At 52.7% G+C, this 24,873-nt stretch carries 20 protein-coding genes; 5 read left to right on the top strand and 15 right to left on the bottom strand.

Annotated features, from left to right (window positions below):
- Positions 1–30: 30 nt before the first annotated feature.
- From MKY59_RS04985 to MKY59_RS04960, 6 genes are all read right to left on the bottom strand, one after another.
- Positions 31–1,092: an iron chelate uptake ABC transporter family permease subunit gene (locus MKY59_RS04985; RefSeq protein WP_339276336.1), complete on the bottom strand. Its 1,062-nt coding sequence runs from the start codon at positions 1,090–1,092 to the stop codon at positions 31–33.
- Between the two features lie 81 nt (positions 1,093–1,173).
- On the bottom strand, positions 1,174–2,241 hold the full coding sequence (locus MKY59_RS04980) for an iron chelate uptake ABC transporter family permease subunit (protein WP_236420235.1): 1,068 nt from the start codon (positions 2,239–2,241) through the stop codon (positions 1,174–1,176).
- Positions 2,242–2,248: 7 nt separating this feature from the next.
- A complete protein-coding gene (locus MKY59_RS04975; RefSeq protein WP_339276334.1) occupies positions 2,249–4,276 on the bottom strand; it encodes an AraC family transcriptional regulator in 2,028 nt (675 codons plus the stop codon).
- A gap of 190 nt (positions 4,277–4,466) precedes the next feature.
- Positions 4,467–5,639: a hypothetical protein gene (locus tag MKY59_RS04970; RefSeq protein ID WP_339276333.1), complete on the bottom strand. Its 1,173-nt coding sequence runs from the start codon at positions 5,637–5,639 to the stop codon at positions 4,467–4,469.
- Positions 5,636–7,096: a HAMP domain-containing sensor histidine kinase gene (locus tag MKY59_RS04965; protein ID WP_236420238.1), complete on the bottom strand. Its 1,461-nt coding sequence runs from the start codon at positions 7,094–7,096 to the stop codon at positions 5,636–5,638. The genes MKY59_RS04970 and MKY59_RS04965 overlap by 4 nt, the downstream gene beginning before the upstream one ends.
- Positions 7,093–7,806 carry a response regulator transcription factor gene (locus MKY59_RS04960; protein ID WP_236420239.1) on the bottom strand — a complete coding sequence of 238 codons (714 nt, stop codon included), beginning with the start codon at positions 7,804–7,806 and terminating at the stop codon, positions 7,093–7,095. Before MKY59_RS04960 ends, MKY59_RS04965 begins: the two co-directional genes overlap by 4 nt.
- A 253-nt stretch (positions 7,807–8,059) precedes the next feature.
- Between MKY59_RS04960 and MKY59_RS04955 the strand changes: the two genes are divergently transcribed.
- Both MKY59_RS04955 and MKY59_RS04950 read left to right on the top strand, forming a co-directional pair.
- Positions 8,060–8,536 carry an RNA polymerase sigma factor gene (locus MKY59_RS04955; RefSeq protein ID WP_339276332.1) on the top strand — a complete coding sequence of 159 codons (477 nt, stop codon included), beginning with the start codon at positions 8,060–8,062 and terminating at the stop codon, positions 8,534–8,536.
- A gap of 474 nt (positions 8,537–9,010) precedes the next feature.
- Entirely contained in the window at positions 9,011–11,752 is a 2,742-nt protein-coding gene (locus MKY59_RS04950) for a chitinase N-terminal domain-containing protein (RefSeq protein ID WP_339278325.1), read from the top strand.
- A gap of 499 nt (positions 11,753–12,251) precedes the next feature.
- On the opposite strand, the gene MKY59_RS04945 is transcribed toward MKY59_RS04950, so the two are convergent.
- The gene (locus MKY59_RS04945; RefSeq protein ID WP_339276330.1) at positions 12,252–12,845 is read right to left on the bottom strand and encodes a TetR/AcrR family transcriptional regulator; all 594 of its coding nucleotides are present in this window, start codon (positions 12,843–12,845) and stop codon (positions 12,252–12,254) included.
- Between the two features lie 240 nt (positions 12,846–13,085).
- Here MKY59_RS04945 and MKY59_RS04940 point away from each other — a divergent pair, with 240 nt between their 5' ends.
- Positions 13,086–13,940 carry an SDR family oxidoreductase gene (locus MKY59_RS04940; RefSeq protein WP_339276329.1) on the top strand — a complete coding sequence of 285 codons (855 nt, stop codon included), beginning with the start codon at positions 13,086–13,088 and terminating at the stop codon, positions 13,938–13,940.
- A gap of 268 nt (positions 13,941–14,208) precedes the next feature.
- Here the strand turns inward: MKY59_RS04940 and phnE (MKY59_RS04935) are convergent, their stop codons facing one another.
- The 4 genes from phnE (MKY59_RS04935) to MKY59_RS04920 all read right to left on the bottom strand — a co-directional run bounded on the left by phnE (MKY59_RS04935) (position 14,209) and on the right by MKY59_RS04920 (position 17,828).
- Positions 14,209–15,015: a phosphonate ABC transporter, permease protein PhnE gene (phnE, locus tag MKY59_RS04935; protein ID WP_339276327.1), complete on the bottom strand. Its 807-nt coding sequence runs from the start codon at positions 15,013–15,015 to the stop codon at positions 14,209–14,211.
- Complete coding sequence (gene phnE, locus MKY59_RS04930) at positions 15,012–15,866, bottom strand: phosphonate ABC transporter, permease protein PhnE (RefSeq protein WP_339276325.1); 855 nt, start codon at positions 15,864–15,866, stop codon at positions 15,012–15,014. The genes phnE (MKY59_RS04935) and phnE (MKY59_RS04930) overlap by 4 nt, the downstream gene beginning before the upstream one ends.
- Positions 15,863–16,660, bottom strand: a complete 798-nt coding sequence (gene phnC, locus MKY59_RS04925; RefSeq protein ID WP_339276323.1) for a phosphonate ABC transporter ATP-binding protein — start codon at positions 16,658–16,660, stop codon at positions 15,863–15,865. Before phnC ends, phnE (MKY59_RS04930) begins: the two co-directional genes overlap by 4 nt.
- 172 nt (positions 16,661–16,832) lie before the next feature.
- A complete protein-coding gene (locus MKY59_RS04920; RefSeq protein ID WP_236420246.1) occupies positions 16,833–17,828 on the bottom strand; it encodes a phosphate/phosphite/phosphonate ABC transporter substrate-binding protein in 996 nt (331 codons plus the stop codon).
- A gap of 246 nt (positions 17,829–18,074) precedes the next feature.
- Between MKY59_RS04920 and MKY59_RS04915 the strand changes: the two genes are divergently transcribed.
- Positions 18,075–19,835, top strand: coding sequence for a bifunctional UDP-sugar hydrolase/5'-nucleotidase (locus MKY59_RS04915; protein ID WP_339276321.1), 1,761 nt, complete (start codon positions 18,075–18,077; stop codon positions 19,833–19,835).
- A gap of 74 nt (positions 19,836–19,909) precedes the next feature.
- Here the strand turns inward: MKY59_RS04915 and MKY59_RS04910 are convergent, their stop codons facing one another.
- The 3 genes from MKY59_RS04910 to MKY59_RS04900 are packed head-to-tail and all read right to left on the bottom strand — an operon-like array spanning position 19,910 to position 22,529.
- A complete protein-coding gene (locus MKY59_RS04910) occupies positions 19,910–20,923 on the bottom strand; it encodes a Gfo/Idh/MocA family oxidoreductase (protein ID WP_339276320.1) in 1,014 nt (337 codons plus the stop codon).
- 54 nt (positions 20,924–20,977) lie between these two features.
- Positions 20,978–21,826 (bottom strand): sugar phosphate isomerase/epimerase family protein, encoded by an 849-nt coding sequence (locus MKY59_RS04905; protein ID WP_339276318.1) that lies wholly within the window; start codon positions 21,824–21,826, stop codon positions 20,978–20,980.
- Positions 21,827–21,881: 55 nt separating this feature from the next.
- Positions 21,882–22,529: a carbohydrate-binding family 9-like protein gene (locus MKY59_RS04900; RefSeq protein ID WP_339276317.1), complete on the bottom strand. Its 648-nt coding sequence runs from the start codon at positions 22,527–22,529 to the stop codon at positions 21,882–21,884.
- Between the two features lie 183 nt (positions 22,530–22,712).
- On the opposite strand from MKY59_RS04900, the gene MKY59_RS04895 reads away from it, so the two are divergent.
- On the top strand, positions 22,713–23,618 hold the full coding sequence (locus tag MKY59_RS04895; protein WP_339276316.1) for an AraC family transcriptional regulator: 906 nt from the start codon (positions 22,713–22,715) through the stop codon (positions 23,616–23,618).
- Positions 23,619–23,744: 126 nt separating this feature from the next.
- Here MKY59_RS04895 and MKY59_RS04890 read toward each other — a convergent pair whose 3' ends face one another.
- Positions 23,745–24,791, bottom strand: coding sequence for a LacI family DNA-binding transcriptional regulator (locus MKY59_RS04890; RefSeq protein ID WP_236420252.1), 1,047 nt, complete (start codon positions 24,789–24,791; stop codon positions 23,745–23,747).
- Between the last annotated feature and the right edge of the window lie 82 nt (positions 24,792–24,873).

The raw sequence follows: 24,873 nt of genomic DNA, 5'->3' as shown, positions 1-24,873 counted from the left end.
ATTACCGGATTCGTCCCCTTCCTCTCCAACCTACTTGCCTGAACCGGACCCATTTTTTCTCGCCTGCATGAACAGCAGCCACACCAGATACAATCCGCCCAGCGACAACGTTACAACGCCGACCGGAAACACCGTTCCGCGTATCAGCCGCTGCGCCGCAAAATCGGCGCCCAGCATCATCAATGCACCCATGGCTGCGGCAGGCATCAAGCTGTGCGATGCTCCGGCAAGCCTTTTGGCCATCTGCGGCGCAGCCAGCGCAACGAAGGATACCGGGCCCATCACTGCCGTCGGCACGGCCGTCAAGGCCACAGCCGTGGCAATGAGCAGAAAACGGCTTTTTTCCACCGCAACGCCATGCGCTTTGGCCGTATCGTCCCCCAGCTCCATTTCTCGCAAAGGCCTTGTCTGTAACATCGCACCCAAAAGAAGCACAACCGCCACAACCGATGCAGGCAGCACCTGCTCCCAACTAACGCCGTTCAATGAACCGACGCCCCACGCCGCGGCCGCAAACGCCGCATCCGGGTCGCTGCGCAGAAGCAGCATGGAGTTGAAGCTGCCCAGCATGGCGGATATGCCGATCCCGACAATGATCAGGCGAAATCCCTTGGAGCCCCCGCGAAAAGCCAATGCATACACGATCACGGCCGTGCCGATTCCGCCCAGAATCGCTCCTGAAGCTACAGCCGCAAAGGATACGGTTCCCGTGCCCAGCAGCACCAGCAGCGCCCCCGTATAAGAACCGGAGCTGAACCCGATGATGTCTGGCGATCCGAGCGGATTTTTGGTCAGCGACTGGAAGATCGCCCCGCTCGCTCCGAGCGCTGCGCCAAACACCATGGCGGCAACGGCTCTGGGCAGCCTCCACTCCACCACAACGGTCCGCACCATACCCTCGGCATGGCCCATTATGGCCCGAAACACATCTGCCACGCTTACCGGCATCGTGCCCACCATCAGCGAAAGAACGCCGAGCGCGATGACGATGCCGAGCATCGCCAGGGTAGCCAGCAGCGCCTTGACCCCCAGCCTGATCTTGATCGGCCAAGTCACTGCCCACTCGCGGCGACCGGCTTGAACAGGTCGCAATCGTCTCATCCCCTTTATCATGCCAACCCGTTTATAGACAATGTCATGAAGATAAGTCGAACTTAATGGCATTGGTCTGGTCTACAGGCCGCTTGCTTTTTTTCTTCGAATCAACAGAATCAGGATCGGTGCGCCGAGAAATGCCGTAATGATGCCTACCGGAATTTCGGCAGGCGGCATAACGACCCGGCCAAGGACATCCGACACAAGCAGCAGAAGCGGTGCCGCCACCAGCGAATAGAGGAAAATCCACCGTTGGTCCGGACCGACGAACCAGCGCACGCAGTGCGGTACCATCAGTCCGAGGAACCCGACCGGTCCGGCGACGGCGGTGGCTCCGCCAGCCAGAAGGGTAACCGCGATCAGGCAGATGATCCGGGTCCGCTGAATGTGCACGCCCATTGACGCAGCCCTTTCGTCTCCAAGAGCCACGGCATTAAGCGCCGGCGATACGGCGAGGGCAAGCAGCACGCCAACGATCATGAACGGCAACACGGGCCAAAGATCGCTCAGGCTTCTTCTCGCCAGAGAACCGACGCTCCATTGCAGCATCTGGGAAAACGCCTCGCTGTTCAGCATGCGAAACACGGTCGTGATCCCGCTTAACGCCGCCCCGATCGCCACGCCTGCCAGCGTAATCTGCACCGGCGTTGGCGAGACTCTCCCTGCGCCGCCGCTGATCACATACACAGCCATCGTAGCCAGCAGCGCTCCCGCAAAGGCAAACCACATGTATCCCGTCATACTCGTCACCGAGAACAGGCCTATTCCAGCCGCAACGGCGAACGCTGCCCCGGCGTTGACGCCCAATATGCCCGGATCGGCGAGCGGATTCCGCGTAAAAGCTTGAATAAGCGCACCGGACAAGCCCAGCGCGCTCCCCACCGCCAAGGCGAGCACCGTGCGCGGCACCCGTGCCTCCAGTATGGCTGTATGATCGTAACTTCCGTCAGGAGCGGTCAACGCTGCCCATACGGTAACAGCAGAAAGCGGCTTGGCGCCAACCATGAGGCTGATCACCACGCCGCCCGCGAGCAGGATCAGCAGGGCGAGCAGCCCTGCCGTCCTTGTCACTGCCGCTTTCGTGTTTTGCGCGTGTCTGGCTTCCTCCGGCCTGCCTTTTTTCATGGAACGACTGGATGATGCCATCAATGGATTACTCCTTCCCGTTCAACGCGTCTGCGAGCTGCGGAACAAGATGTTCCACGGTCCAGAGCAAGGCAGGAATGCTTCCCGTCGAGAATGCGCGCGATGTTTCGCGATCCAGCACCAATCCCCGGCCATCCGCTACGGAAGGAATCTTCTGAAACAGCGGTTGCTCGGTGACCGCATTTGGCTCCACACCGATCGGTACAATGACCGTCAGGTCCGCATCCAGCATCTCGAGGCGTTCATCTGCCACTTTGATCGCAAAGTTGGCGCTTTCCGTCTCTTCGATCTCCTGTTTCGTCACGAAGCCGAGACGTTTCATGAAGTCGATGCGCGTGCTGCCCGTAACATACGCCCCGAACCCGCTGGATTGATAGGACCCGACCACTGCCGTTTTGCCGGCAAATTCGGGATGATCGCTCGCCGCTTTCGCAAATGCGTCATTGACCTGGGCCAGCAGCGCTTCGCCTTCATCCACCTTGTTGAGCGCCTTGGCAATCATGCGCAGCTGGTCTTCGGAGGATGTTTTGTAACGGTCCCCTCCTTCCGGAATGCCGAGGGTAGGCGCGATCTCGGACAAACGTTTGTAGCGCTCCTCATCCCCGGACGATTTCACGTCAAGGATCAAATCCGGCTCCAGGCTCGCGATCAGCTCATAGTCCGGCTCCAACGTTCCAATGATCGTTGGTGCTGTATGGTAACTGCCCTCCAGCCAAGGCCCTACGCCGTCGCCACCGAAGGCCACCCAGTCGCTGGCACCGATCGGTTCCACGCCAAGGCTGAGAGCCGTTTCCGCATCTCCCCACCCCAGTGCTACGATACGCTTCGGCTCGGCCGTAATATCCACCTTGCCAAATTTGGTTTCAATGGAAGCTTGATAAGGCTGGGATGCCGCCGTGTCCCCTGATGCGGATTGCGTTGTTGCCGTTTGCTGGGTGACGGACCCGCTTTGGTTGTCTGCCGCATTCCCGGCCGCTCCGCCCGAACCACTATTTCCCGTCGAGCAAGCGCTGAGCGCTACTGTAAAACAAAGCAGCATCGTTGCTGCCCACTTTTTGTTGCGGAACATGGATGAAGCCCCCTCTTTAGCATCTAAATAAGAATGATAATCCTTATCAATACTGTACTGCGCCAAAAAAGGATCTCCCATGTCATATCGTGCCATCCCGGATGGCAAATATGGACAAGTGGGGCTATATCTATGTTCGGTTCGATAGCGCAGAGGGGATACGCCAACGTGTTTTTTGAACATTTTGCTGAAATAATAACTGTCAGGCTGGCCGATGCTTTCGGCGATTTCCTGAAGCGTCGCATCCGTGCCGACCAGCAGCTCCTTCGATCTCGCAATCCGCAGATGAATGATGTATTCGATCGGGCTTTTTCCGGTCTCGTTCTTGAAAATCCGGGAGAAGTGGCGCGTGCTGCAATACAGCTTCGCAGCCAGCTCCTCCAGCGTGATGTGACGGGTATAATTGGCATGCATGTACTGGATGGCCCGGGATACCAGATCGTCGTGAACAAGCAGCGCACCGCTGGTATTGGCCTGCTGCAGAACCTCGTACACGAACTGGTACATGAGCGATTTGACGCGAATCCGCTGAAGCTTGTCCCGGGACTGGTTTTCCCAGGCAGCCCTCATCTCCTGCACCTGATGCAGCAATACGGACGAGGATACCGGCGCTACGCTGTAGCTTTGATAATAAGCGCCTTGCCGATCCTTGCCTGGCAGCAACCGCTGCTTCAGCAGTTCCGGCAAGGTTGCCCCGTAAAAGATCAGGTAATATTCGAAGCAGGTTTCCACCCGGTCTATCACCAAAATACTCCCTTTGGTACCGTGCAATATAAGGAAGCGTTCGACTTGCCGGCGCACATCGCCGAGATGGATCGTCGCTTCTCCCTTCACTGCATACAAAAAGCAATTGGCCGGCAGCCGGTACGGCGCGCCCGTTTCCCCCTGATCCCGCACAATGTGGCGGATGTCCAAAACATGGATATGCGAATGGCTCCAAACGAGCAATGGCTGGCTCGCCTGCATTGCACGTTTCACCTCCTCTATGTTGATGCAGAAGCATACGCTTGTGTGTCTGGTCATGGCATTGAATCCACAACCCATTATATTATAATTGAAAACAATTCTCATTAAGAAGTTGAAAGGTTCCCGCCGGAAAGCTCGTTTGCTTTCAGACGGGAACCCCCATCATTGCTATCTTCTACTACATTTGCCCCTACCATACCCGGAACGTAAAACGATAGATTTCGCTCATGTCCATGGAGCTGCCTCCGACAAACAGACTGTCCCCGGACCAGAGCAGTTTGTAGAAATCCTGAATGTTGCGGTAGATCACCGTATCCGAGGATAATGCCCCGTTTTTCAAATAAGCCACATGCAGCTCATTCTGCCCTTCCTGATTGTCCAGCACGTCCAAATAGGCGATCCTCGACCTGTCTTCATCCATGCCGAATCCGTAAATGTCCCCTTTGTGAAGCAGCTTGAACTCCTTGTTCTCCGGCTTGTACAAATATAACCCGTGCGTGCCGTTCACCTCGCCCAACATAACGATGCTGCCATTATTCAATACACTGAACTCCTGAATGTACTCGGTCTTGGCCAGGAGCTCGTCCTGCTCGCCGTCTTTCAGCGACATCCGGTAAATACCCTCTTTGTTCTCTCCATACTGGACCGTAACATAGAAAAAACGTCGGTCTTTGCTGACCGCAACGCTTTCCGGCATGGTCAAAACGTCTTTCGAAGCCGTATTTCCGGCGAGCCTTGACACACGCGAGGACAATTCATCATGGGTAATGATCGAATCCTGATCGCCTGTGGTAAGGTCGACCTTTTTATATTGATCATCATCATAGGCGACGTACACATCGTCTCCGATGAATTCGCGCCAGTAGGCATGGTCATCCTTCAGCTTCCGGTGCGTTCCCTTTTTCCAGTCGTATGCGTATAGTTGAGGCTTGTTTCTCTCATCGTAGCGGCTGTACACAACCTTGGTGCCGTCCGGGCTAAGGGCCATGCCAAAATCGGTGTTTGTCGCGATATCTTTCACATGATTGTCATCCATGTATAACATCGACAACTTGACGCCCGAATAGGAAGCGCGAAACCGATTCAAAAAAATGGCATTCTGCTCGGCAACCCGGAAATCGAACATCGGGAAATCGTTCTGCTGTTTGCTCGCCGACTCCAGCCGAAAGGACGAATCCGGCTCCGGCGCAAGCGCAAGCGCCCCGCCTACGCGGCTCTCGGGCAGGACGACCAATCTCGGTTTGGCCGACACGATACCGAACAAGCTGCCGATGCCGTACAGCCCGCCTACGAACGCAACCAGCATCCCGGCTAATAGGACGATGTCTCGCTTGTCTTTTAACCAATTCCACCCTTTGTTCATGGGCGCTGCTCCGGCAATAATATTCTCATTTCGCTCCCCCTGCCCAACACGCTGGTCATCTTGACCTGCCCTCCATGGTGCTCAATCGTATTTTTGACGATGGACAAGCCGAGACCCGCACTGCCCTTTTCTTCCCGGTTGACGTCATTCTCACGATAAAACGGCTCGAAGATGCGCTCCAGCGCTTCTTCTCGAACCCCTTCCCCTTGATCGCGGATCAAAATGGCGATTTCGCCGCCGATCCGGAACGCATTCACTGTAATTATCGAATTTACGTATCCGTATTTGATTGAATTATCGAGCACATTAAGAAACGCTTCCTTTAATTTGTCACCGTCCCCCTGCATATACAGCGGATCTTCCAGCTCCGACTTGACCGTCATGTTGTACTTGGCCGCCTTGAACGACATATCGTCGCAGGCTTCCTTCAGAACGGCCGATACGTTGATCCGCTCGAACCGGAACGTCTGCCCCGGGGCGGCGGCTACGGAAGTTTCCAAAATGTCGACAACCATCGTGTTCAAGCGACGGCTTTCGTTGATGATGTAATTCAATCCCTTTTCGAAAAAAGCCTTGTCGGTAAATCCGTTATCCCGCAAAATCTGGGCGTATCCCAGAATCGTCGTGAGCGGTGTCTTCAATTCATGCGTTACATTATCGAAAAAAACCTTGCTGCGCTCCTGAACCTGTTTCACCTCGTCGCGTTCGCGTTCGATAACATCGATCTGCTGCCGAATCCGCCGAATCATATTGGAGAAGCTGACGGCCAGCTCGCCGATCTCGTCCCGGGTCTGCACCTCGATGTCCGGATTGAGGCTGCCTTGCGCCACCGCCTTCGAATGCTGCGTGAGCACCCGAATCGGCTGCGTCATCCTTCGAGAGATCAGAATCGATCCCAAGAACACAAAAACAAAGATTATGATCGCAAAAGCGCTGATCGTATCCTGAAAGCGTAGATGGCGCCGATAGAGGCTCGAATAATCCTTCTGGAAACGAATGATGCCGACCACCTTGTCTTCGCTAATCAAGGGCGCGGACAAACTGGCCGTGACATGCCCTTTATTAATCCGGGTGCCGTAGGCAATGTTGGATTTCATCGCCGCCTCCACATCCGCCCGGTAGATGAGGCTCGGCTGAACATCGCCTGCCGGATATTTGAACGATGAACCGTCTGCCCGGTAGATGTCGATCTCACCCCCGATGGACAAGCCGATTTGCTTTTCCATGTCGTCCACGTTGGATTCGATGGCGTTTTCGTTCATGCGTTTATTTTTCAGCAAAAAATATTGATTGACCGCGATATCCAGGTTTTTTTTAAACTGTACCATATCTTCGTCGATCTCGCGGTACATGTTGTCCTCGCTCACTTTGTTGAACACAAGCAGCAGGGCCGCAAATCCGATGAATACGATCACGGCAAACAAGGCTGCCATTTTGAACTGGATCGTCCATCTCATGCCTGCACCTGGGTATCAAGCTTGTATCCCACCCCGAATACCGTTTCGATGATTGAAGCAGCCGCGTGGCCTTGATCCAGCTTTTTTCGGATGCGCTGCACATGGATGTCCACCGTGCGGGTATCCCCGGCAAATTCGAATCCCCACACTTTGTCCAGCAGCTCGGAACGGGTAAACACCTTGCGGTTATGTTCCACAAGAAACATCAGCAGGTCGTACTCCTTGTTGGTCAGCAGCACGCGTTCGCCGTCCTTCCACACTTCGCGCTCGTCCCGGTAAATTTCGATATGCCTGCCAAGGCGCGTCGCCTCGCGGACAGGCTGTTCCATCGTCTCGCCGATGAGCCCGATGCGGCGGAAAATGGCACGAATGCGCGCCACAACCTCGCGAATGTCGAACGGCTTCGTGATATAATCGTCTGCCCCAAGCTCCATGCCGAGCACCTTGTCCAGCATGTCCGACTTGGCCGTAATCATGATGACCGGCGTCCGGGTCGTCACGGACAAATGCCTGCATATATCGAATCCGCTCATGTCCGGCAGCATCAGGTCCAGCAATACCAGGTCCGGCTGGTGCTGTTCCAGTTGTGAAAGTCCGCCTCTGCCGGTCGCCGCTTCATGAATCTCGAAACCTTCCTTGCGCAGCGAATACGATAAAATGTCGCGAATGCCCTCCTCGTCTTCAATGATCAAAATCCGTTTAGGTCTCATATGCTTTCAGAATCTCCCTGTCTATTTATCGTCTGCCCCGATTCGGGCTTCAACCCTAACCATGCTGCGGTGAAACGTTCCTTTTCACCCAGCTTCTTCTTTTATTCTGTCGCCAGTTCCCAAACTTGACCAGCCCCATCGCTCAAATGTTACAACTCCGATACAACCTCGTCCTTTTTGGAAACATGGTGCCGATATAATGGATTTCAACTGCAAGGCACGGCCAAGAACATACACCAGAGGAGAGCGCCCCATGAATCCAATCGACATCAGCCACGTCTATCTTCAATATAAATCCGAAATCGTTCAGTATCTGTACAACATCTTGAAACATCCGCAAGATGCGGAGGATGCCGCCCAGGAATGTTTCATCCGGCTGCTGCAAAGCAAGGCCGACGTTCCCGAGGATCGAATCCTCTATTATCTAAAAAGAATTGCCCGCAATCTCGCCATGGATACCTTCCGCAAGCGTACCCGGACGCACAGACGCGACAGCAAGCTAGATATGCCTACCTATCATTGTGATACATACGGGCTTGAAATCGACGATGGCGTCGATGAACTGGTCTCTTTTGTCACCAACACGGAGCATCGCGAAATATTGAAATTGCGCCTGATTCACGGTTTCTCGGTTAAAGAGACAGCACAGTTGGTAAACCGGAGTGAGGGCATGATCAAATCTTCGGTCTTTCACGCCGTCAACCGGATCCGCGCCAAGATCATCTCCTAGCGGTCCATTTTTACAAAAATCGTCATCTTGCATCGCGGAAAAGCATTTTTCGCGTCGAGTCTTCCATTCAGGCTGCGGGAAACCAGGAAAAAGCGCCTATCCCTTGCAGCCCATATTTCCTCATTTTCGTATAATCCAGACGGATAACGTCCCCCATTGGACCACAGGAATGCAATTCCAAAGAAACACCCCATTCCGTGTATTTCTCTCATTCATTCCAATTTCCTTTGTTTTCTGCGATAATCCCTCCTATTTTCAATGGTGTACATGTCGCCATAGACGGCCCTTCAGTGGTTCATAAGACCTGTTTTAACAATTTATGACCATGTTTTTACATATTGTTATGACGATGTGAGATTTTGGATGTTAAACTATGAACGGATTGTGGAATCCACTAATTTTTGGGAGGGATTTTGGTTGGCTAACTGGAAAAATTGGAGAGGAAAAGGGGTAAAAGCGTTTCTGGCCGTATCCATGGCTTTGCCGCTTCAATTCGGATTATGGGATGCCAATGCATCGGTACATGCAGAGGGTCCGACCGACCCGGCTCCTTTCATTCAGGCCAAGGTTGTCAATGAAAATGCAGGTAAAAAGGTATTGTTCGACAATACCCATGCTCAAACGGCGGGCGCTGCGGACTGGGTTATTGACGGCGGTTTCTCCGATTTTGCCAATGGCCTTGCAAACGAAGGCTATGATGTCAAAGAACTGCGCAAAACGACGCCCATCACGTATGACGATCTGAAGGATTATAACGTGTTCGTCGTCGCAGAGCCTAACATTCCATATAAAACATCGGAACAGGCAGCCATGAAGCAATACGTCGAAAACGGCGGCAGCATTTTCTTCATCGGCGACCATTACAATGCCGACCGCAACAAAAACCGCTGGGACGGTTCCGAAGCCATTAACGGTTACCGCCGCGGCGCATTCGGCAATCCAACCAAAGGCATGAGCGCCGAGGAAAGCAATTCGGAAGCCATGAAAGACGTGACCAGCACGGACTGGCTGTCCGAGAACTTCGGCGTCCGTTTCCGTTACAACGCGCTCGGCGACCTTAACGCGACGAACATCGTTCCTGCCGATCAGGCATTCGGCATTACGGAAGGCGTATCTGCAGTAGCGATGCACGCTGGGTCCACGCTTGCGATCACCGATCCGACGCAAGCCAAAGGGATCGTATACCTGCCGAAAACAAACGCAGCTTGGCCAAATGCGGTTGACCAAGGCGTTTACAACGGCGGCGGCGTTGAAGAAGGTCCTTACGTAGCCGTATCCAAACTTGGTGCAGGCAAAGCCGGCTTCATCGGTGACTCTTCCCCGGTTGAGGATGCTTCTCCGAAATATTTGCGTGAAGAAACAGGCGCACGCAAAACAACGTATGACGGCTTCAAAGAAGTGGACGATGCCGCGCTGCTCGTCAACATGGTGAACTGGCTCGCTACGCAGGAAAGCTACACCAGTCTGACGCAGGTTCCCGGCCTGCAACTGGACAACCCTACGGCACTGCTGCCGTTCGAAACACCTGCCCTGTCCACGGAGCCTCAGGCAGAACCATGGGCCGCACCTGCTGCAGGATACAAATGGTATGACCGTTCCACCTTCAAACCAGGCTCGTACGGCGGACCTGCCTCCAGCGCAAACGCCACATACAGCTTCGTGAAGCAGGATACGCTGCCTAACGCAGAAGACTTCCAAATTCGCGTCGTCGTTGAAAACATGCCTGCCAATACGACCGTATCCGGCTTCAGCGCAGGGATCTACCTGGCTGGCGGTACGCAAGTAGCCATGGTTCAGAACGAGAGCGGCACTTGGCCGACCTCCTATGGATACAGCTCGGCCTTCAGCGTGACGTCCGACAGCAAAGGCCGTGCCATCAAGGATTTGAACGTGCGCATCAAACCGGGCACTTCCGGTGCAGCCAACCTGCGCCTGCGCCTGAACGGAGGCAACCTGATCACGAATGCCGTGACGATCGCCAACGTTCCGGCCGAACCGCTTCCGGGAGAAGAAGGACCGATCCCGGCACCAATCAGCATTGCCGAAGCACGTGCCAAAGCCATCGGCTCCACGGTGACCGTGGAAGGCGTAATCACGACCGAGCCGGGCGCATTCGGCGGACAAGCCTTTTACATGCAGGATGAAACCGGCGGATTGTACGTCTTTCAAAGTGCCAGCGGTTATCATGCAGGCGATGTCGTGAAAATTACTGCGGCATCGACGCTGTATAATACCGAGTTTGAATTGACCGATATCGTTGCCATCGAGAAAACGGGAACGGCTTCCATTCCCGCTCCAGTAGAGGCTCAAACGGTAACGGCAGACAATCAAGGGCAGCTGCTCGAACTGAAAGACGTGACGATTCAAAATATCGTCAGCGCCGCGCCTGCAGGCTCCTTTGAGTTTGACGCGGTAGCTGCAGACGGCACAAGCACGCACATCCGCGTGGATACGCGCACTGGTGTAAGCCAGTCCTCCTTCCCTTATGCGGAAGGCGACAAAATTTCCATCACTGGCGTATCCGCTATTTTCAAAGATGTGTTCCAGTTGAAACCAAGAAGCCTGGACGATTTTGTTCCGGCTGAGCAAGAAGAACAGGAACCAACGACTCCAGCAGCGGGGGCACCGGGTACACCGGTGCTTTCCCACAACAACGGCCATGCCAACGGACTGCTTGAAGGCACGTACACGGTGAGCATGAACCTGTGGTGGGGCGAGAATGCAACCAGCTACAAGCTGTATGAAGACGGCGTGCTGATCGACACACAAAAGCTGACTTACAATGCACCGATGGCTCAAACTGCCGAAACGAAAATTCAAGGCAAATCGAACGGTACTTACACGTATGTTGCTGAGTTGACGAACGACAAAGGCACGACTCGCAGCCAGACGCTGACCGTGACCGTAGCCAATGCCGCTCCAGGCAAAGCCGTGCTTTCCCAGGACAATTGGGATGGAGACGGCAGCTACAAAGTCACCATGAATCTGTGGTGGGGAACCAATGCCACGGAATACCGTCTCTATGAAAACGATGTGTTGATCGACACGCAAGCGCTGAATGCAGCAACGCCTTCTGCGCAAAGCGCGGTAACCGAACTGTCCGGTCGTGCCAACGGAACGTACACGTACCGTGCTGAGCTGGTGAATTCAGCCGGTGTGACAAGCACCGAAACAATTACGGTTCAAGTCACAAAAGCGTTGCCTTTGGCTAGCTAATTGCCTCTGGTAAAGAGAGCATTGGCGCATGCCCCTCGCATGAGAAGCCCACGTATTTGACGCTTCACCACGTGTTACGCCTCGCCTCCGCATGAAACGCCTCAACGCAAAAACCGAAACCGGACACGGCCTTATTGGCCAGTTCCCGTTTCGGTTTTTTTCTCGTACCTGTAACGAACCCGACACACCTTATTCGGGATTATCAGGCCTTCTTGAAATGGTAACGAACCTGAGGAGCGCTATTTCAGCCAAACCCATGTACCACGACCCTGAAATCCACAAATAAGGTGTCTGAGATTCGTTAGCGCCGGAATCAGCTTGATATCGCCCGAATAAGACGTGTGATGTTCGTTAGCGCTCGCGGTTACCCGATCATCCGTAGACCGTTCTCCCCTTTGCTCCCCATACTCCACCCTTTTCAACCAATTAACGCATACTATCATAAGTCCGATTTATAACCCAAACGCGTTGTCTCGACATCGGTCAATGAGGCGTGTCTTTAGCTGGCTGTTTGCTCCCAAAAAGGGGCCAACTGGACCGATATAACCTCTATAACTTCTTCAAACGTCGTTTCCACTGAGCGGTCTTGAGGGTTCCGGCTCCACTGCAAAGCCGATCCGAATATGCCCCAACTGATAACGAGTGCCATAGCTTCCAATTTTTCTTGCGAAAAGCTCAGTGTGTCCACTTCATTTATCCGTTTAAGCAGGAGTCGATGAAGATCCTGATGCATGATATTTTCAAACATCGCTTCAAACTGCTTGTCTCCCGGCGTACTACATTGATGAAACCGCAAAAGAAAATCGAGTATGGTTTGAATAAGGATTCGCAAATTGCCCGCATTGCAACTTGTTCCTTCCGGCAATCTATCCCTTATAGTCTTCTGGAACTTTTCCGTCATCCAATATTCAAGAAAATCATATTTATCCTGAAAATGCGCATAAAACGTTGTTCGATTTACGGTTGCTTGTTTCGTGATATCGTGCACAGAAATGGAATAGACGTTTCTCTTTTTCTCAACCAAATCGTTAAAAGCCTGCACGAACAATTGACGGGTTCTTTTAACACGCGGATCCTCGGGATTTACCGACATCTTATCCCCTCTTTCTCTTGAACTCAAATAACAGACAAAAGGACAAAAATGTTGGGAACACAACACAAACAGCTTTTTGCAGGTTGTTTGCACGGGCTTATTCCTTTTATCTTTTACTTAAGAGGTTGTTCAAAAAGTCACTTTTTTGAAACATGCACTTATACGATTATGATTGCACAAACCAAATCGTATAACAAGAAAATCTCTATCTGAATTGCGAACGAAAGGATGAGTGCATAAATGATTGTTGTTACTGGAGCGAATGGAAAATTAGGTCGGAATGTCGTAGAAGAACTTCTCAAGCGTGTTCCAGCCGGGGATATTGGTGTAAGTGTCCGTGATGTGAACACGGTACAAGATCTAAAAGAACGCGGAGTTCGTGTTCGGCAAGGAAATTTCGATGATTCCGAGAGTCTTCTTCACGCCTTTGAGGGAGCGTCTCAAGTTCTTATGATCTCGTCCCACTCCTTGGGGGAAGCTGCTGTTCGTCAGCATCATACCGCAATCGACTCGGCAAAGAAAGCTGGCGTTAGTCGACTGTTGTATACTAGCCAAATGTTTTCATCTGCAACGTCGCATTTTTCTCCCATGGACGTTCATGCTGCTACAGAAGAGATGCTAAAATCTTCAGGACTGGCTTTTACGTCGCTGCGAAACGGCTTTTATGCCGCATCAGCAATCATGTGGATGGGTGATGCCTTGAAAACAGGGGAATTGATTGCTCCGGAAGATGGTCCTGTTGCCTGGACCACCCATTCCGACCTGGCTGAAGCCACAGCGGTAATCCTGACAGAGCAGAGATATGAAGGAATAACTCCCCACCTTACGGCTTCCGAAGCGATTGACATGGATCGAATCGCAGCGATTGCTTCCAAGGTCTTGGATCGACCGATTCGGCGAATGGTCGTGTCGGATGATGAATATCGGAACCACTTGGTATCCCGAGGACTGCCGGAAGTGATGGTCGGCATGCTTACGGGGATGTTTCAGGCAAGTCGACAGGGAGATTTCTCGCAAACCGATCCCACTTTGGAAAACCTGATTGGAAGATCGCCGGTGAGTTTTACGGATTTTTTGAAAGACTCGATTTCGTAATAACACCTTAACACTGACTGTTTGGAAAAAAAGTGATGAGAACCTGGATGCTATAGCAGGAACAATGAACAATCATTCGAGCACAGCCCTCAACTTAATGACAAGGTGTGAGTTGTTGATACTTATATAAAAAGGAGTGCAGTTGCCACGGCCATGTTTATTGACCGACGTAACTGCACTCCTGATTCCTTCATGTACTTTGCACGGAATCAAGCATAGCACTGAACTATCGAGCACTTCCATTAAACGCTTATTTCTCGACCCTGATTTACACCAGCTTCTTGCGAATGTAACCGGAAATCAGGTCAATGATCGTGATCATCACGATGATGCCCAGCAAAATGATGCCGACGCGCGGCCAGTTCCGCGTGCTGAGCGCAAAGATCAGCGGCGTGCCGATCCCCCCTGCCCCAATGACGCCCAGAATGGTTGCGGAACGTACGTTGATCTCGAACCGGTACAACGTATAGTTGAGGAATCCAGGCAGCACCTGCGGCAGCACGGCAAACCACAGCTGCTGCATGCGCGTGGCCCCGGAAGCGAGCAACGCTTCGGAAGGACCGTAATCGATATTTTCCACTTCGTCGGCAAACAGCTTGCCCAGCATCCCGATGGAATGCAGCCCGAGTGCAAGGACCCCCGCGAAAGAACCCGGTCCCACGGCCTTGATGAACAGCAAAGCCATGATGATTTCGGGAAAAGTGCGAATGAAGCTCAGGACCATCTTGCCTGCCCCCGATATTGCGCGAAACCGGCTCATGTTTCGGGCGGACCAAAAAGCAAACGGAATGCACAGCACGGCCGAAATGACCGTTCCCAGAATCGAGATCGCCAGCGTGTCGAGCAATCCTCGCAGCAAATCTTCGCCTTCCGGCAAATAGACAAAATTCCAGTCCGGCGAGAAAATCCCGGCTACGATCGCCTTCATGATCTGGCCGGCCGTATCCTTGAGGCCGGTAAACGGCACGCCTGCCAATGCCCAGGCATATACCAGGATCAACAGCAGCACGATGACCCAGCGAAGCGGGTTCTTTCGTGGTTTGCGCCGGATGGCGCTTGTTTCATTTTTCATCATAGCAACTTCTCCCGCAGCTTAGTACTTACATAATCGATGATGAGGACGATCGCAAGGGTAAACAGAATGATCACGCTCGTTTTGTCATACTCCAGGAATCCAAGCGTTGCCTCATAATAAAGTCCGATGCCCCCTGCGCCTACCAGTCCAAGGATAGCCGCCGCGCGCACATTGATCTCAAAGGCATACAGGACATAGGAAGTAAACTGGGCAGCCAGCTGTGGCACGACCCCATACACGATGAGCTGGATCCGGTTCATGCCGACGGCGGTCATCGCTTCCAGCGGTCCTTTATCGATCGTTTCCAGCGTTTCGTAAGTCAGCTTCGCAATCAGTCCGACCGAGAACACGGCAAGGGCCAAAATACCGGGGATCGGTCCCAGACCGAACACCGCGACGAACAGCGCGGCCAAGAGCAGGTCAGGCACGGTACGAATCAGGTTCAGCACGAAACGGGCCGGATAATAAATCCAGCGGCTCGGCATCAGGTTCCCCGCACAAATGATCGATACCGGAATCGCAATGATGGCACCGATGGTGGTGCCGATCAAAGCCATGCGAATCGTTTCCAGCATGCCCTGCACAATGTTGTCGAAGTAGGTCCAGCGTGGCGGAAACATTTCCTTCAGCAGATCCCACATATTAGGAAACCCTTCGATGAGTTCACTAAAGCTGGCATCGGTTTGTTTGGCACTGGCCCACAATAACAGCAAAATGATGATTACGGTGAGCAGATGTTTGGTGCGCCCCGGCGGTTTGGGGCGGTTGACAACCTGATTAGGTCCCAAACCCGGCTCCTTTCCCGCTCTTGTCCGTGGTTGGTGAAGTGAAGCGTTGGCCTGCCCCTTCATACCAGCACTTCTCCCTGCTCGGATACATGCTGTTTCTCCAACAACTCGTCGGCGAGAATCGGTCTGCCGTAGATTTCGGCGAAACGCTCATCCGTGGCCTCTTCCACCGGACCGTCAAACACGACTTCGCCTGCACGCAAGCCAACGATGCGCGTGGCATACTCCCTCGCCAAGTCGATAAAGTGAAGATTGACGATGGTCGTGATGCCGAGATCCTGATTAATGCGTTTCAAGTCATCCATCACTTGTTTGGTTGTGAGCGGATCAAGCGAGGCAACCGGTTCGTCGGCCAAAATGATTTTGGCCTCCTGTGCAAGTACGCGTGCAATCGCCACCCGCTGCTGCTGTCCGCCGGACAGCTGGTCCGCACGGGAATAAGCCTTCTCCGCGATGTTCACCCGTTCCAAAGCCTGGAATGCAAGCTCCGTATCCTCTTTTGGAAAACGGCCCAGGATGGTGCGCAGCGTGGAATGATAACCAACGCGTCCTGCCAGAACGTTACGAAGCACGCTCGATCGTTTCACGAGATTGAAGCTCTGAAAGATCATGCCGATATCGCGCCGGATCATGCGCAATCGCTTGCCCTGCGCTTTGGTGATCGAACTGCCATTAATCAGAATCTCTCCTTCGCTTATATCATGGAGACGATTAATGGAACGCAGCAGCGTCGATTTTCCCGCACCGGACAATCCCACGACCGCGATGAACTCGCCTTGTTCAAAGGTAAGATTGATATTGTTGAGGCCTTTCGTACCATTCGCGTACATTTTGGTGACGTTATGAAGCTCGATCATTACGCTAATCCTTCTTTCTATAATGGGATCTATCGGAGGGCAGCAGTAACGGGACAAGCCAGCGCAGCGTATGTCACGCTGAACTGGCCTGTCCGCACTGCGAATACATCTGTCTCATGGGATAGAAGCGAATGACAATCGGATGATTTTCAATCGTCTACGTGATCGAAAACTACTCGGTTTTTACTTTTTCGCCGTATTGACGAACGATTTCGAACTTGCTGTCGTCGGACTCTACATAACCTTCATGCGTATAAATTTCTTTGATGATCTCATGACCTTCCGGATCTTTACCGATGTCGATGAAAGCTTGTTTCAGCTTCGCGGACCAGTCAGCGTTCATATCCGTACGTACCGCGATGGTGTCGTTAGGAATAGGCTCTGTGAACGCCAGTACACGCGTATCTTCGAATACGGTCGGGTAGTCTTTGGAAACCGTGTTGCGGGCATCTTGGAAAATCGCCGCTGCATCAACGTCGCCGTTCAATACGGCGATAACGCCTTGGTCATGCCCTTTTACCGTAACTGGCGTTACATCTTTCAATGGATCGATGCCTTTATCCAGCAGCAGACCTGCCGGCCATACATAACCTGCGGAAGAAGTTACGTTCTGGTAAGCGATTTTTTTGCCTTTCAAATCTTCAATGGATTGGATCGGCGAATCTTTCTTCACGATAAACATGGATTTATAGGAATCGGCCAAATCCTCTGTCGGAGCACCTGTTTCATCATTCACGCCAAAACGCTGCGCCTGCAGGATAACTTGTGCAGCGCCTTTTTCTTTAGCAAGCACGTAAGCTGTCGGAGGCAGAAAACCGACATCGACTTTTTTGGAAGCCATGGCTTCGATGATGGTGTTGTAGTCTGTCGATACGCTGACTTTAACCGGGATGCCCAGCTTGTCGCCAAGCAGCTTCTCCAGCGGTTTAGCTTTTGCTTCCAGCGTATCCGCGTTTTGGGATGGTACGAATTGCACCGTCAGTTCGGTAGGAACGTAACCTTCGGCAGTTTTGTCTGTGTCTGCCTCGTTTGAGGACGTTCCGGAGGCCGCATTCGAGCTCGAATTTGTTCCGTTAGCGGAATCTGTAGTTGTACCCGCGTTTGACCCACAAGCACTTAATAGCAGAATGACAAGCAACAATGGTAAAAATAATGCAGACTTCTTCAAGCGAACACCCTCCAAAGAGTTTCTATTTTTCAATACTTGTCTACTATAGTTGTCAATGATTAGGGTGATGTGAAACGAAATTTGGAGTTTTGTAAAGTTTCTTGTCAGGCTGTCAGCCCGTTTAGAATCTGTTAGAATAGCCTCATTATGGCTCGTCACCGAACCGGCTCCATCTCGAAATGCAACAGAAACGGAATCACGTCGTGATCGAACCTGCCCATTTTATACCCTAGAGGAGATTGTAAAATGACATCATCCAACCGCACGGCCCGTGTCGACATCATGTTTACCAGCGACCTTCACGGGGCCATTCGCCCCATTCAGTACAATACAAATGCCCCGCGCCAAGCCGGTCTCGCCCATCTCGCCACCTTGATCCGCCGGGAACGGGAGCTTTCGCCCGAAATGCTGCTGATCGATAACGGCGATCTGCTGCAGGGCTCTCCGCTTGCTTCCTATGCCGCCGCATTCAACGAAGCCGATTCGACGCATCCTTTCATCCATGTATTGAATGAGCTCGGCTACGATGCTGCGGTCATGGGTAACCATGAGTTCAATTATGGACAAGGCATGCTGCGCAAAGCGGTGGAAGCTTCCCGCTTCCCTTGGCTGTCCGCCAATATCGGTTTTGCAAGGAGCCCGCAGCCGGACGACAATGCTGGACTTCCTTGGGAGGGACATGAGACGGATCAACCGGAATACCTTACGTACGACGATGAACGCATCGTCATCCATGCTTATGGGGACTCTGATTCGTTAATACCGCCATCTGCTCCTGCAGGGGCAGCCATTCCGGCATTCGGCCCGCCTTATTGGATCAAAACGTTATCGACAGGCGTAAAAGTCGCCATTCTTGGCGCCACCACCCACTACATTCCCAACTGGGAGCATCCGAAAAACATCGAAGGTTTGCACTTCGTTGACGCTTTGGAAACGATCCGTGTCTGGGTGAACCATATTCGCCAAAAGGAACAACCGGACGTGCTCGTGGTCAGTTACCATGGAGGCTTCGAATGCGATCTTGAAACAGGTGAACCTGCCGAGCGGCTTACCGGGGAAAATCAGGCTTACGCCATCTGCCGCGACATCGAAGGCATCGATGTATTGTTAACCGGACACCAGCATCGCGAGCTGACGGGCCAAGTGCATGGCGTCACCGTCATCCAACCTGGATTCAATGGCCATGCCGTCGGCCAAGTATCGGTGCAGTTAGAGCAACATGCCGAGGGGCGCTGGCAGATCACGGATAAAGCAGCTCGTCTGCTTCATTCGAGCGAAAGCGGCCTGGAGGCAGATGCCACCGTCCTGCGTTTGACGGAACAGCTGGAAAGCCTGACTCAGGCATGGCTGGACCAGCCGATCGGTGAAGTACATGGCGATCTGACCATCAAAGATGCCACGACCGTGAGACTGGCCGCCCATCCGTTCATCGATTTCGTACATCGGGTTCAAATGGATGCTACTGGCGCGCAGGTGTCGAATACGGCGCTGCTGAGCGAGGAAGCGCGCGGCTTCGGTGCACGCATCACGGTCAGGGATGTTTTGTCCAATTTCATCTACCCGAATACCTTGACGGTGCTTGAGCTCAGCGGGCAGGACATCCGCGAAGCGTTGGAGCAAACCGCGCGTTACTTTGTGCTCGATGCGGGTGGTCAGGTCGTCGTTAATCCGGCCTATATCGATCCCAAGCCGCAGCATTACAACTACGACATGTGGGCAGGGATCGAATATGAATTGGATATTTCCAAACCGATGGGCAGCCGCGTAGTCAAACTGGAACGCAACGGAACTCCTATCGGCCCTGAAGATACATTCTCTGTTGTTATGAACAGCTACCGCGCTGCCGGCGGCGGCGATTACGCGATGTACCCTGGGAAAAAGGTGCTGCACGAAGGCGCGACGGACATGGCCGCTTTGGTCGAAGAATATGTTCGCAGACATCGGCCGTTAACGGTGCAACAGCCCGACAATTGGATGGTGGTTGGCGGGAGCACAAACGGATCATGATTCATAATGAAAGAGCAGAACCCGAATTCGGGCTCTGCTCTTTATTTTTCCTTTAAACGCAGATGTACAGGAAGCTAACCTACCTTAATCCACGCTCCCCTTTCATCGGCTGAACGTATCTCCGCTTCGACGATTTCGAGCGAACCGACGGCGCTCTCCGGTGTACATGTTGCAACAGATGTGCCTTCCGCCACGGAACGAATAAAATACTGGAGCTGATGGTAATACCCCGATTCTGGTGAAAGCTCGGGAATGAACCCTGGTGCGTTATTCGGGTTGACCTTTAACTCGCCGTTCTCGAATACCAGATTGCCTTGTTCAAAATTCACGCGATATGTCATCGAGAAACCGTAATCGCCTCCCAACGTCCAGTCCGCCTGAGCATTGAGGACTTTGCCGTCCGAGTATGCATAATGTGTGGAGACGGCATCGTAACCGCTTCCCGGAATGACGTTCCGGGCCAGCGTGGATACCCGATCCGGCTTGCCGAACAGCCAGTGCACGATATCCGTGTCATGAATGTGCATATCCAGAATGCAGCCGCCGCTTTTTTCCCCATCCAAAAACCAGTCCTGCGGCGCACCTGAACCTCTGAAAAAATAACCTCCGGTTACCGCGCCATAACGGCCGTCTTCAACCACAGATTTCAGGTAAGCATATGCCGGCCAAAAACGCAGGCATTGCCCGATCATCAACGTTCGCCCCGTCTGCCGGGCCGTCTCCGCCATTTTCCAGCCATCTGCCGAATGGCGCGCCACCGGTTTCTCGCAGAGCACATGAATGCCTTTGTTCAGAATTGAACGCGCAATCTCAGCATGCAAGGGTGTTGGCAGCGTCAAATCAACGATATCCAGTTCCTCCTGCTCCAGCATGGTCGCGATGTCATCATACAGGCGATAGGCTGACAGGTCGTATACTTCCTGCTCCGTGGCCATGTTACCGGATGCTTTTCCGCTTTTCAGTTCCTCGATTCTCAAGTCGCAGATGGCGACCAACTCCACCGGCTCCCCTTCCGAAGCCAGGCGTACATAATTGTCGAAATGCATCCGTCCCATAAAACCAAAACCGACCAATCCCACTTTCAACATAAATTCTGCCTCCCGATCGAAAATGTAAGTTCGATAACACGTAGTTACCCGTATTTATATCTGAGAGCGGCCCAGAATGGCATCCATCGCTTGGGATGTGTTAAATACAATCTGATTGGAATGATGCGTATACGCCGGAATCATCTCCGCAGTCACGTAGTTATCGTAACCGATCGCGCGCAACGCTTCCATCACCGCCGGATAATTCACGTCACCCGCCAGAAGATCCACAAAGCCGTGCAATCCCCCTGCCTGACGGCGGTAATCCTTGAAATGCACCTTTTTGATCCGGTGACCCAAAATGCGAACCCAATGCTCCGGGTATCCGCCCTGCACCACATTACCCACATCGAAATAGGAGCCGACATAAGGGGAATCGAATCCATCGATGAAGCTCTTCAGCTCAAGCGGTGACACCAGAAATTTGTTCCATACATTCTCGATGCCGATCGACACCCCGGCACTCTCCGCATAAGGCAGCAAATGAGCTATCGCTTCCTGAGCCCGTTCGTAGGCAACTTCGTAATCGGTCACTTCGCTATCCGGAATAAAATCGACGCCGACGGCACCGGGAATGACGAGAATGGTATCCACGCCCAAAGCCGAGGCAAGCTCAAGCTGTTTTTTGCATACGTCAAGCGCTTTCGCACGAATTTCGGGCCGGGCGCTGGTCATCGGATAATCCCAATACAGTCCCGTGGCCAGTCCGGCAATTTCTAGTCCGGCTTCCTCCAGTCGTCCCTGAATATCCCGGACTTCGCGATCCGACGCGGACAGGCTCAGCTCGCCTTCTCCATTCAGCGAAAGCTCAATTCCATCGAATCCTGCCCGGCTGGCCGTCTGAATGCAATCCGCAATAGATGCATTTTCCGGAAACGACCAAATGTTTATTCCTTTTTTCATACCCCAATCCCCTCCTGTAATTGATGCAAATAACGGCGGCCTTACGATTGGATCGTCATACGAATCGAACAAAGCCGAATCGATCAGGCAAATGAAAATTGACGGCGCCGGTAGGCTGCCAGGCCTGATACTCCCTCGTTCCCCGTATATCCTCGTCAATGCGGTACATGTTAACTCTCCAACACGTCCCTTCCATTAAAGGTGACTCGAAATTGCTGGCAGGAATATGGATCGAATACACCAAATTGCCGCGATCATCCGACTCCACCGTCGTCTGAATTCCCTCCATGCTCCAGTTCATATCCGCTCTTATCCCTGAAGCCACACCTTCATGACGAATGAACGCATCAAACACAACGTTGCGCGGACTGACCTCCAGTTCCATGTATTGCTTGCCGTCTCCCTGTTCATCAATGAACAGTTCGACCACATCCTGCTCGTAGAGCGGCTGATCACGTTCCGCGAAATCGGAAACGACATGATCATCCTCGCACACATACCGGATATGCAAATACTCGGGACTCCAGCCCATGCGCACTTCCGTAGACTGACGCGCAGGCTTGCCAGTCACCGTATCCACCAGTTCCAGCGGTTCGCACCGTTCCCAGTCCCTCACAACGGGAGGGCCGCTTTGGAACAAGGTGTTCTCCAATCGTCTGCAGCAATAGACATATCTGGATGCGACTACCGGGAAGCCCACCATGCCTCATCCCCTTTTTAAATAAATCCGTGACATTGTTTCTCTTCATCAAACATGTGATAATACTTGTATTATAGATGTTCCGCACCATTTTTTATTTAGGGAATCAAGAGATTTTTTGCACGATTCCGTTTGAATTCCAGCCTATTTTTTTATCACCAATTTATCCTGAAAGGAGAACCTTCCATGCCTCCCCAACCAAATGGTTATCCGCTGAAACGCATCGCGAATTACGGGGAGTGGTCTCCCAGCGTCCACTATGCCCAGTTCCAGAGCCTGCCCCCGGGCAAGCTGGCGAAACGGCGGCTGTACGATTTCGAGCTGCTGTATGTAAGCCAGGGCGAGGCAGCAACCTATATGTATGATCAACGTTATGCGCTGACAGCGGGACAACTCATCGTCTTGCCTTCAGGCATCCACCACCAGAACGAAGTCGTCTCCAGCCCCGAGGCACGCTTCATTGGCATTCACTTTGATTTCTTCAATGAATCGACCATCCAGACCGAAGCCGACATGGTCGTAAACGAAGAGAACGTGCAGGCCCACAAGTTCGCGGCGGAAGCCTGCGCCGAAGGGATGAAACCGTTATCTTCGACTCCCATTTATACTCCCTCTCCTTACGCAGTACAGCTTATGGAGCAACTTGTGCATGAATTCACGATGCGTCCCCCGGGTTATGAGCTGGCATGCAAAGCATTGATGCTGCAATTGTTGACCCAATTGCTCCGTTCATCCTGGGTTAGCGCACCCCGCCACGCATCCGTTCATGACGACAAGCTGTTGGAGATCATGAAACAGATCGAGACGAGTCCCGAAGAAAAGTGGACCAATACCGGCATGGCCAAACAATTGAACCTGAGCGTGGATCATATGGCCAAATTGTTCCGACAAGTGGCCGGGATTCCCCCTAACGAATATATCCAGTCCATCCGTTTGCGCGAGGCGCGCAGGCTGCTGCGGGAAACCGACGACTCCATCGAAATGGTCGGCGCCCGAAGCGGCTATCCGGACATTCACTATTTCAGCCGCCTGTTCACCAAACACGAGGGCATCTCTCCCCGCGAATACCGGAAGCTGTCCAGAATGCTGTAAAAGAGGCCGATCTTAAGGCGCCTCATAAGAAGAAACGAGCTTCCTGCCCCCGGGCAAAAAGCTCGTTTCTGGATAATGCGTTTCAAACCAATGAACGATGCCAAGCTGGCGTATCCCGCACACCGCCTAAATCGTCGAAGAAGAATGATCGCGTTTACCGTTCGAAGACTGCCGAAATATGCAGCGATACGGAATGATCATTTTCACGGCTACTTCGTATTGATGCTCCAAATAGTCGAGCAGCTGTTTCACGGCGAACATGCCCATTTCCAGCTTGGGTACGTGGATCGTGGACAACGGAGGCGAGGTGAATTCGGAGATTTCGATGTTGTCCACGCCAAAAAAAGCAATGTCATCCGGAATCCGGAGACCCTGTTCCGTAGCCGCTCGCATGGCTGCAATAGCCATCATGTCGCTGGCAGCAAAAATGGCGGTTGGCTTGCCCGCATTGTTGGCAAACGCCTTTTTGGTCAGTTCGTAACTGAGCGATACATCCCATTTCACATCGATGACCCAATCATCATCAATCGTCAAACCGGCTTCCTGCATGGCGCGCCGATAACCAAGGAAACGTTTTTCCGCGCGAAAATCATTTTTGTACTCCGCTCCCCCGATATACGCAATCTGCCGATGTCCCTGGTCGATCAGGTGTTTGACGGCTTCCCTGGCCGCCGCTTCCCGATCGTAACCAACGACCGGAATATCCGGATCGGTGATATCCACTCCGACCACCGAACGAACATTAGCCTTGATCCAGCGGTAGGCTTCAGGGTCGATCCGTTCTACGACGATCATGCCGTCAATCCGATGCTCCTTGACCAAAGCCTGCATTTGCAGCGTATCTCCATCCTTCTCAATGCTGTACACGAACTCCAGTCTCATGCCCAGATCTGTCAGCTGTTTCTCAATGCCTTCCATAATGACCGAAAAATACGGACTGTTATATTTATTTTGCGGCATCGCAACCACGCAACCGATCGCATACGCCGTTTTGGGCTCCAGCTTTTTTTTCTTGGCAGGTCGCTGCGAACGGTATCCGAGTTCCTCTGCCGCATCCCATATTTTTTTACGGGTTTCATCACTGACGGAACGGTTCGCGTCGTTCTTCATCACGCGTGAAACGGTAGAGATCGAAACGCCCACCCGGTCTGCAATATCCTTCAATCTAGCCATGTGAAGTCCCAACCCTTCATCTGTCATTCTATTTCAAGCCCCAACTCGATTGGGGCAATTTTGTCCATTTTAACACAAATTT

This window comes from Paenibacillus sp. FSL W8-0426, assembly GCF_037969725.1.
Lineage (GTDB): Bacteria > Bacillota > Bacilli > Paenibacillales > Paenibacillaceae > Paenibacillus > Paenibacillus hubeiensis.
Note: the sequence above shows the minus strand (reverse complement) of the source record. Positions and strands in the feature narration are given on the sequence as shown.

Bases quoted from the DNA above. Each gene is read 5' to 3' on its own strand.
- MKY59_RS04940 (WP_339276329.1), top strand. From the start codon at position 13,086: ATGATTGTTGTTACTGGAGCGAATGGAAAATTAGGTCGGAATGTCGTA.
- phnE (WP_339276325.1), bottom strand. From the start codon at position 15,866: ATGAAGGGGCAGGCCAACGCTTCACTTCACCAACCACGGACAAGAGCG.
- MKY59_RS04960 (WP_236420239.1), bottom strand. From the start codon at position 7,806: ATGAGACCTAAACGGATTTTGATCATTGAAGACGAGGAGGGCATTCGC.
- MKY59_RS04945 (WP_339276330.1), bottom strand. From the start codon at position 12,845: ATGTCGGTAAATCCCGAGGATCCGCGTGTTAAAAGAACCCGTCAATTG.
- phnE (WP_339276327.1), bottom strand. From the start codon at position 15,015: ATGATGAAAAATGAAACAAGCGCCATCCGGCGCAAACCACGAAAGAAC.
- MKY59_RS04970 (WP_339276333.1), bottom strand. From the start codon at position 5,639: ATGAACAAAGGGTGGAATTGGTTAAAAGACAAGCGAGACATCGTCCTA.
- MKY59_RS04950 (WP_339278325.1), top strand. From the start codon at position 9,011: ATGGCTTTGCCGCTTCAATTCGGATTATGGGATGCCAATGCATCGGTA.
- MKY59_RS04900 (WP_339276317.1), bottom strand. From the start codon at position 22,529: ATGGTGGGCTTCCCGGTAGTCGCATCCAGATATGTCTATTGCTGCAGA.
- MKY59_RS04965 (WP_236420238.1), bottom strand. From the start codon at position 7,096: ATGAGATGGACGATCCAGTTCAAAATGGCAGCCTTGTTTGCCGTGATC.
- phnC (WP_339276323.1), bottom strand. From the start codon at position 16,660: ATGATCGAGCTTCATAACGTCACCAAAATGTACGCGAATGGTACGAAA.
- MKY59_RS04905 (WP_339276318.1), bottom strand. From the start codon at position 21,826: ATGAAAAAAGGAATAAACATTTGGTCGTTTCCGGAAAATGCATCTATT.
- MKY59_RS04910 (WP_339276320.1), bottom strand. From the start codon at position 20,923: ATGTTGAAAGTGGGATTGGTCGGTTTTGGTTTTATGGGACGGATGCAT.
- MKY59_RS04955 (WP_339276332.1), top strand. From the start codon at position 8,060: ATGAATCCAATCGACATCAGCCACGTCTATCTTCAATATAAATCCGAA.
- MKY59_RS04975 (WP_339276334.1), bottom strand. From the start codon at position 4,276: ATGCAGGCGAGCCAGCCATTGCTCGTTTGGAGCCATTCGCATATCCAT.
- MKY59_RS04980 (WP_236420235.1), bottom strand. From the start codon at position 2,241: ATGGCATCATCCAGTCGTTCCATGAAAAAAGGCAGGCCGGAGGAAGCC.
- MKY59_RS04890 (WP_236420252.1), bottom strand. From the start codon at position 24,791: ATGGCTAGATTGAAGGATATTGCAGACCGGGTGGGCGTTTCGATCTCT.
- MKY59_RS04895 (WP_339276316.1), top strand. From the start codon at position 22,713: ATGCCTCCCCAACCAAATGGTTATCCGCTGAAACGCATCGCGAATTAC.
- MKY59_RS04915 (WP_339276321.1), top strand. From the start codon at position 18,075: ATGACATCATCCAACCGCACGGCCCGTGTCGACATCATGTTTACCAGC.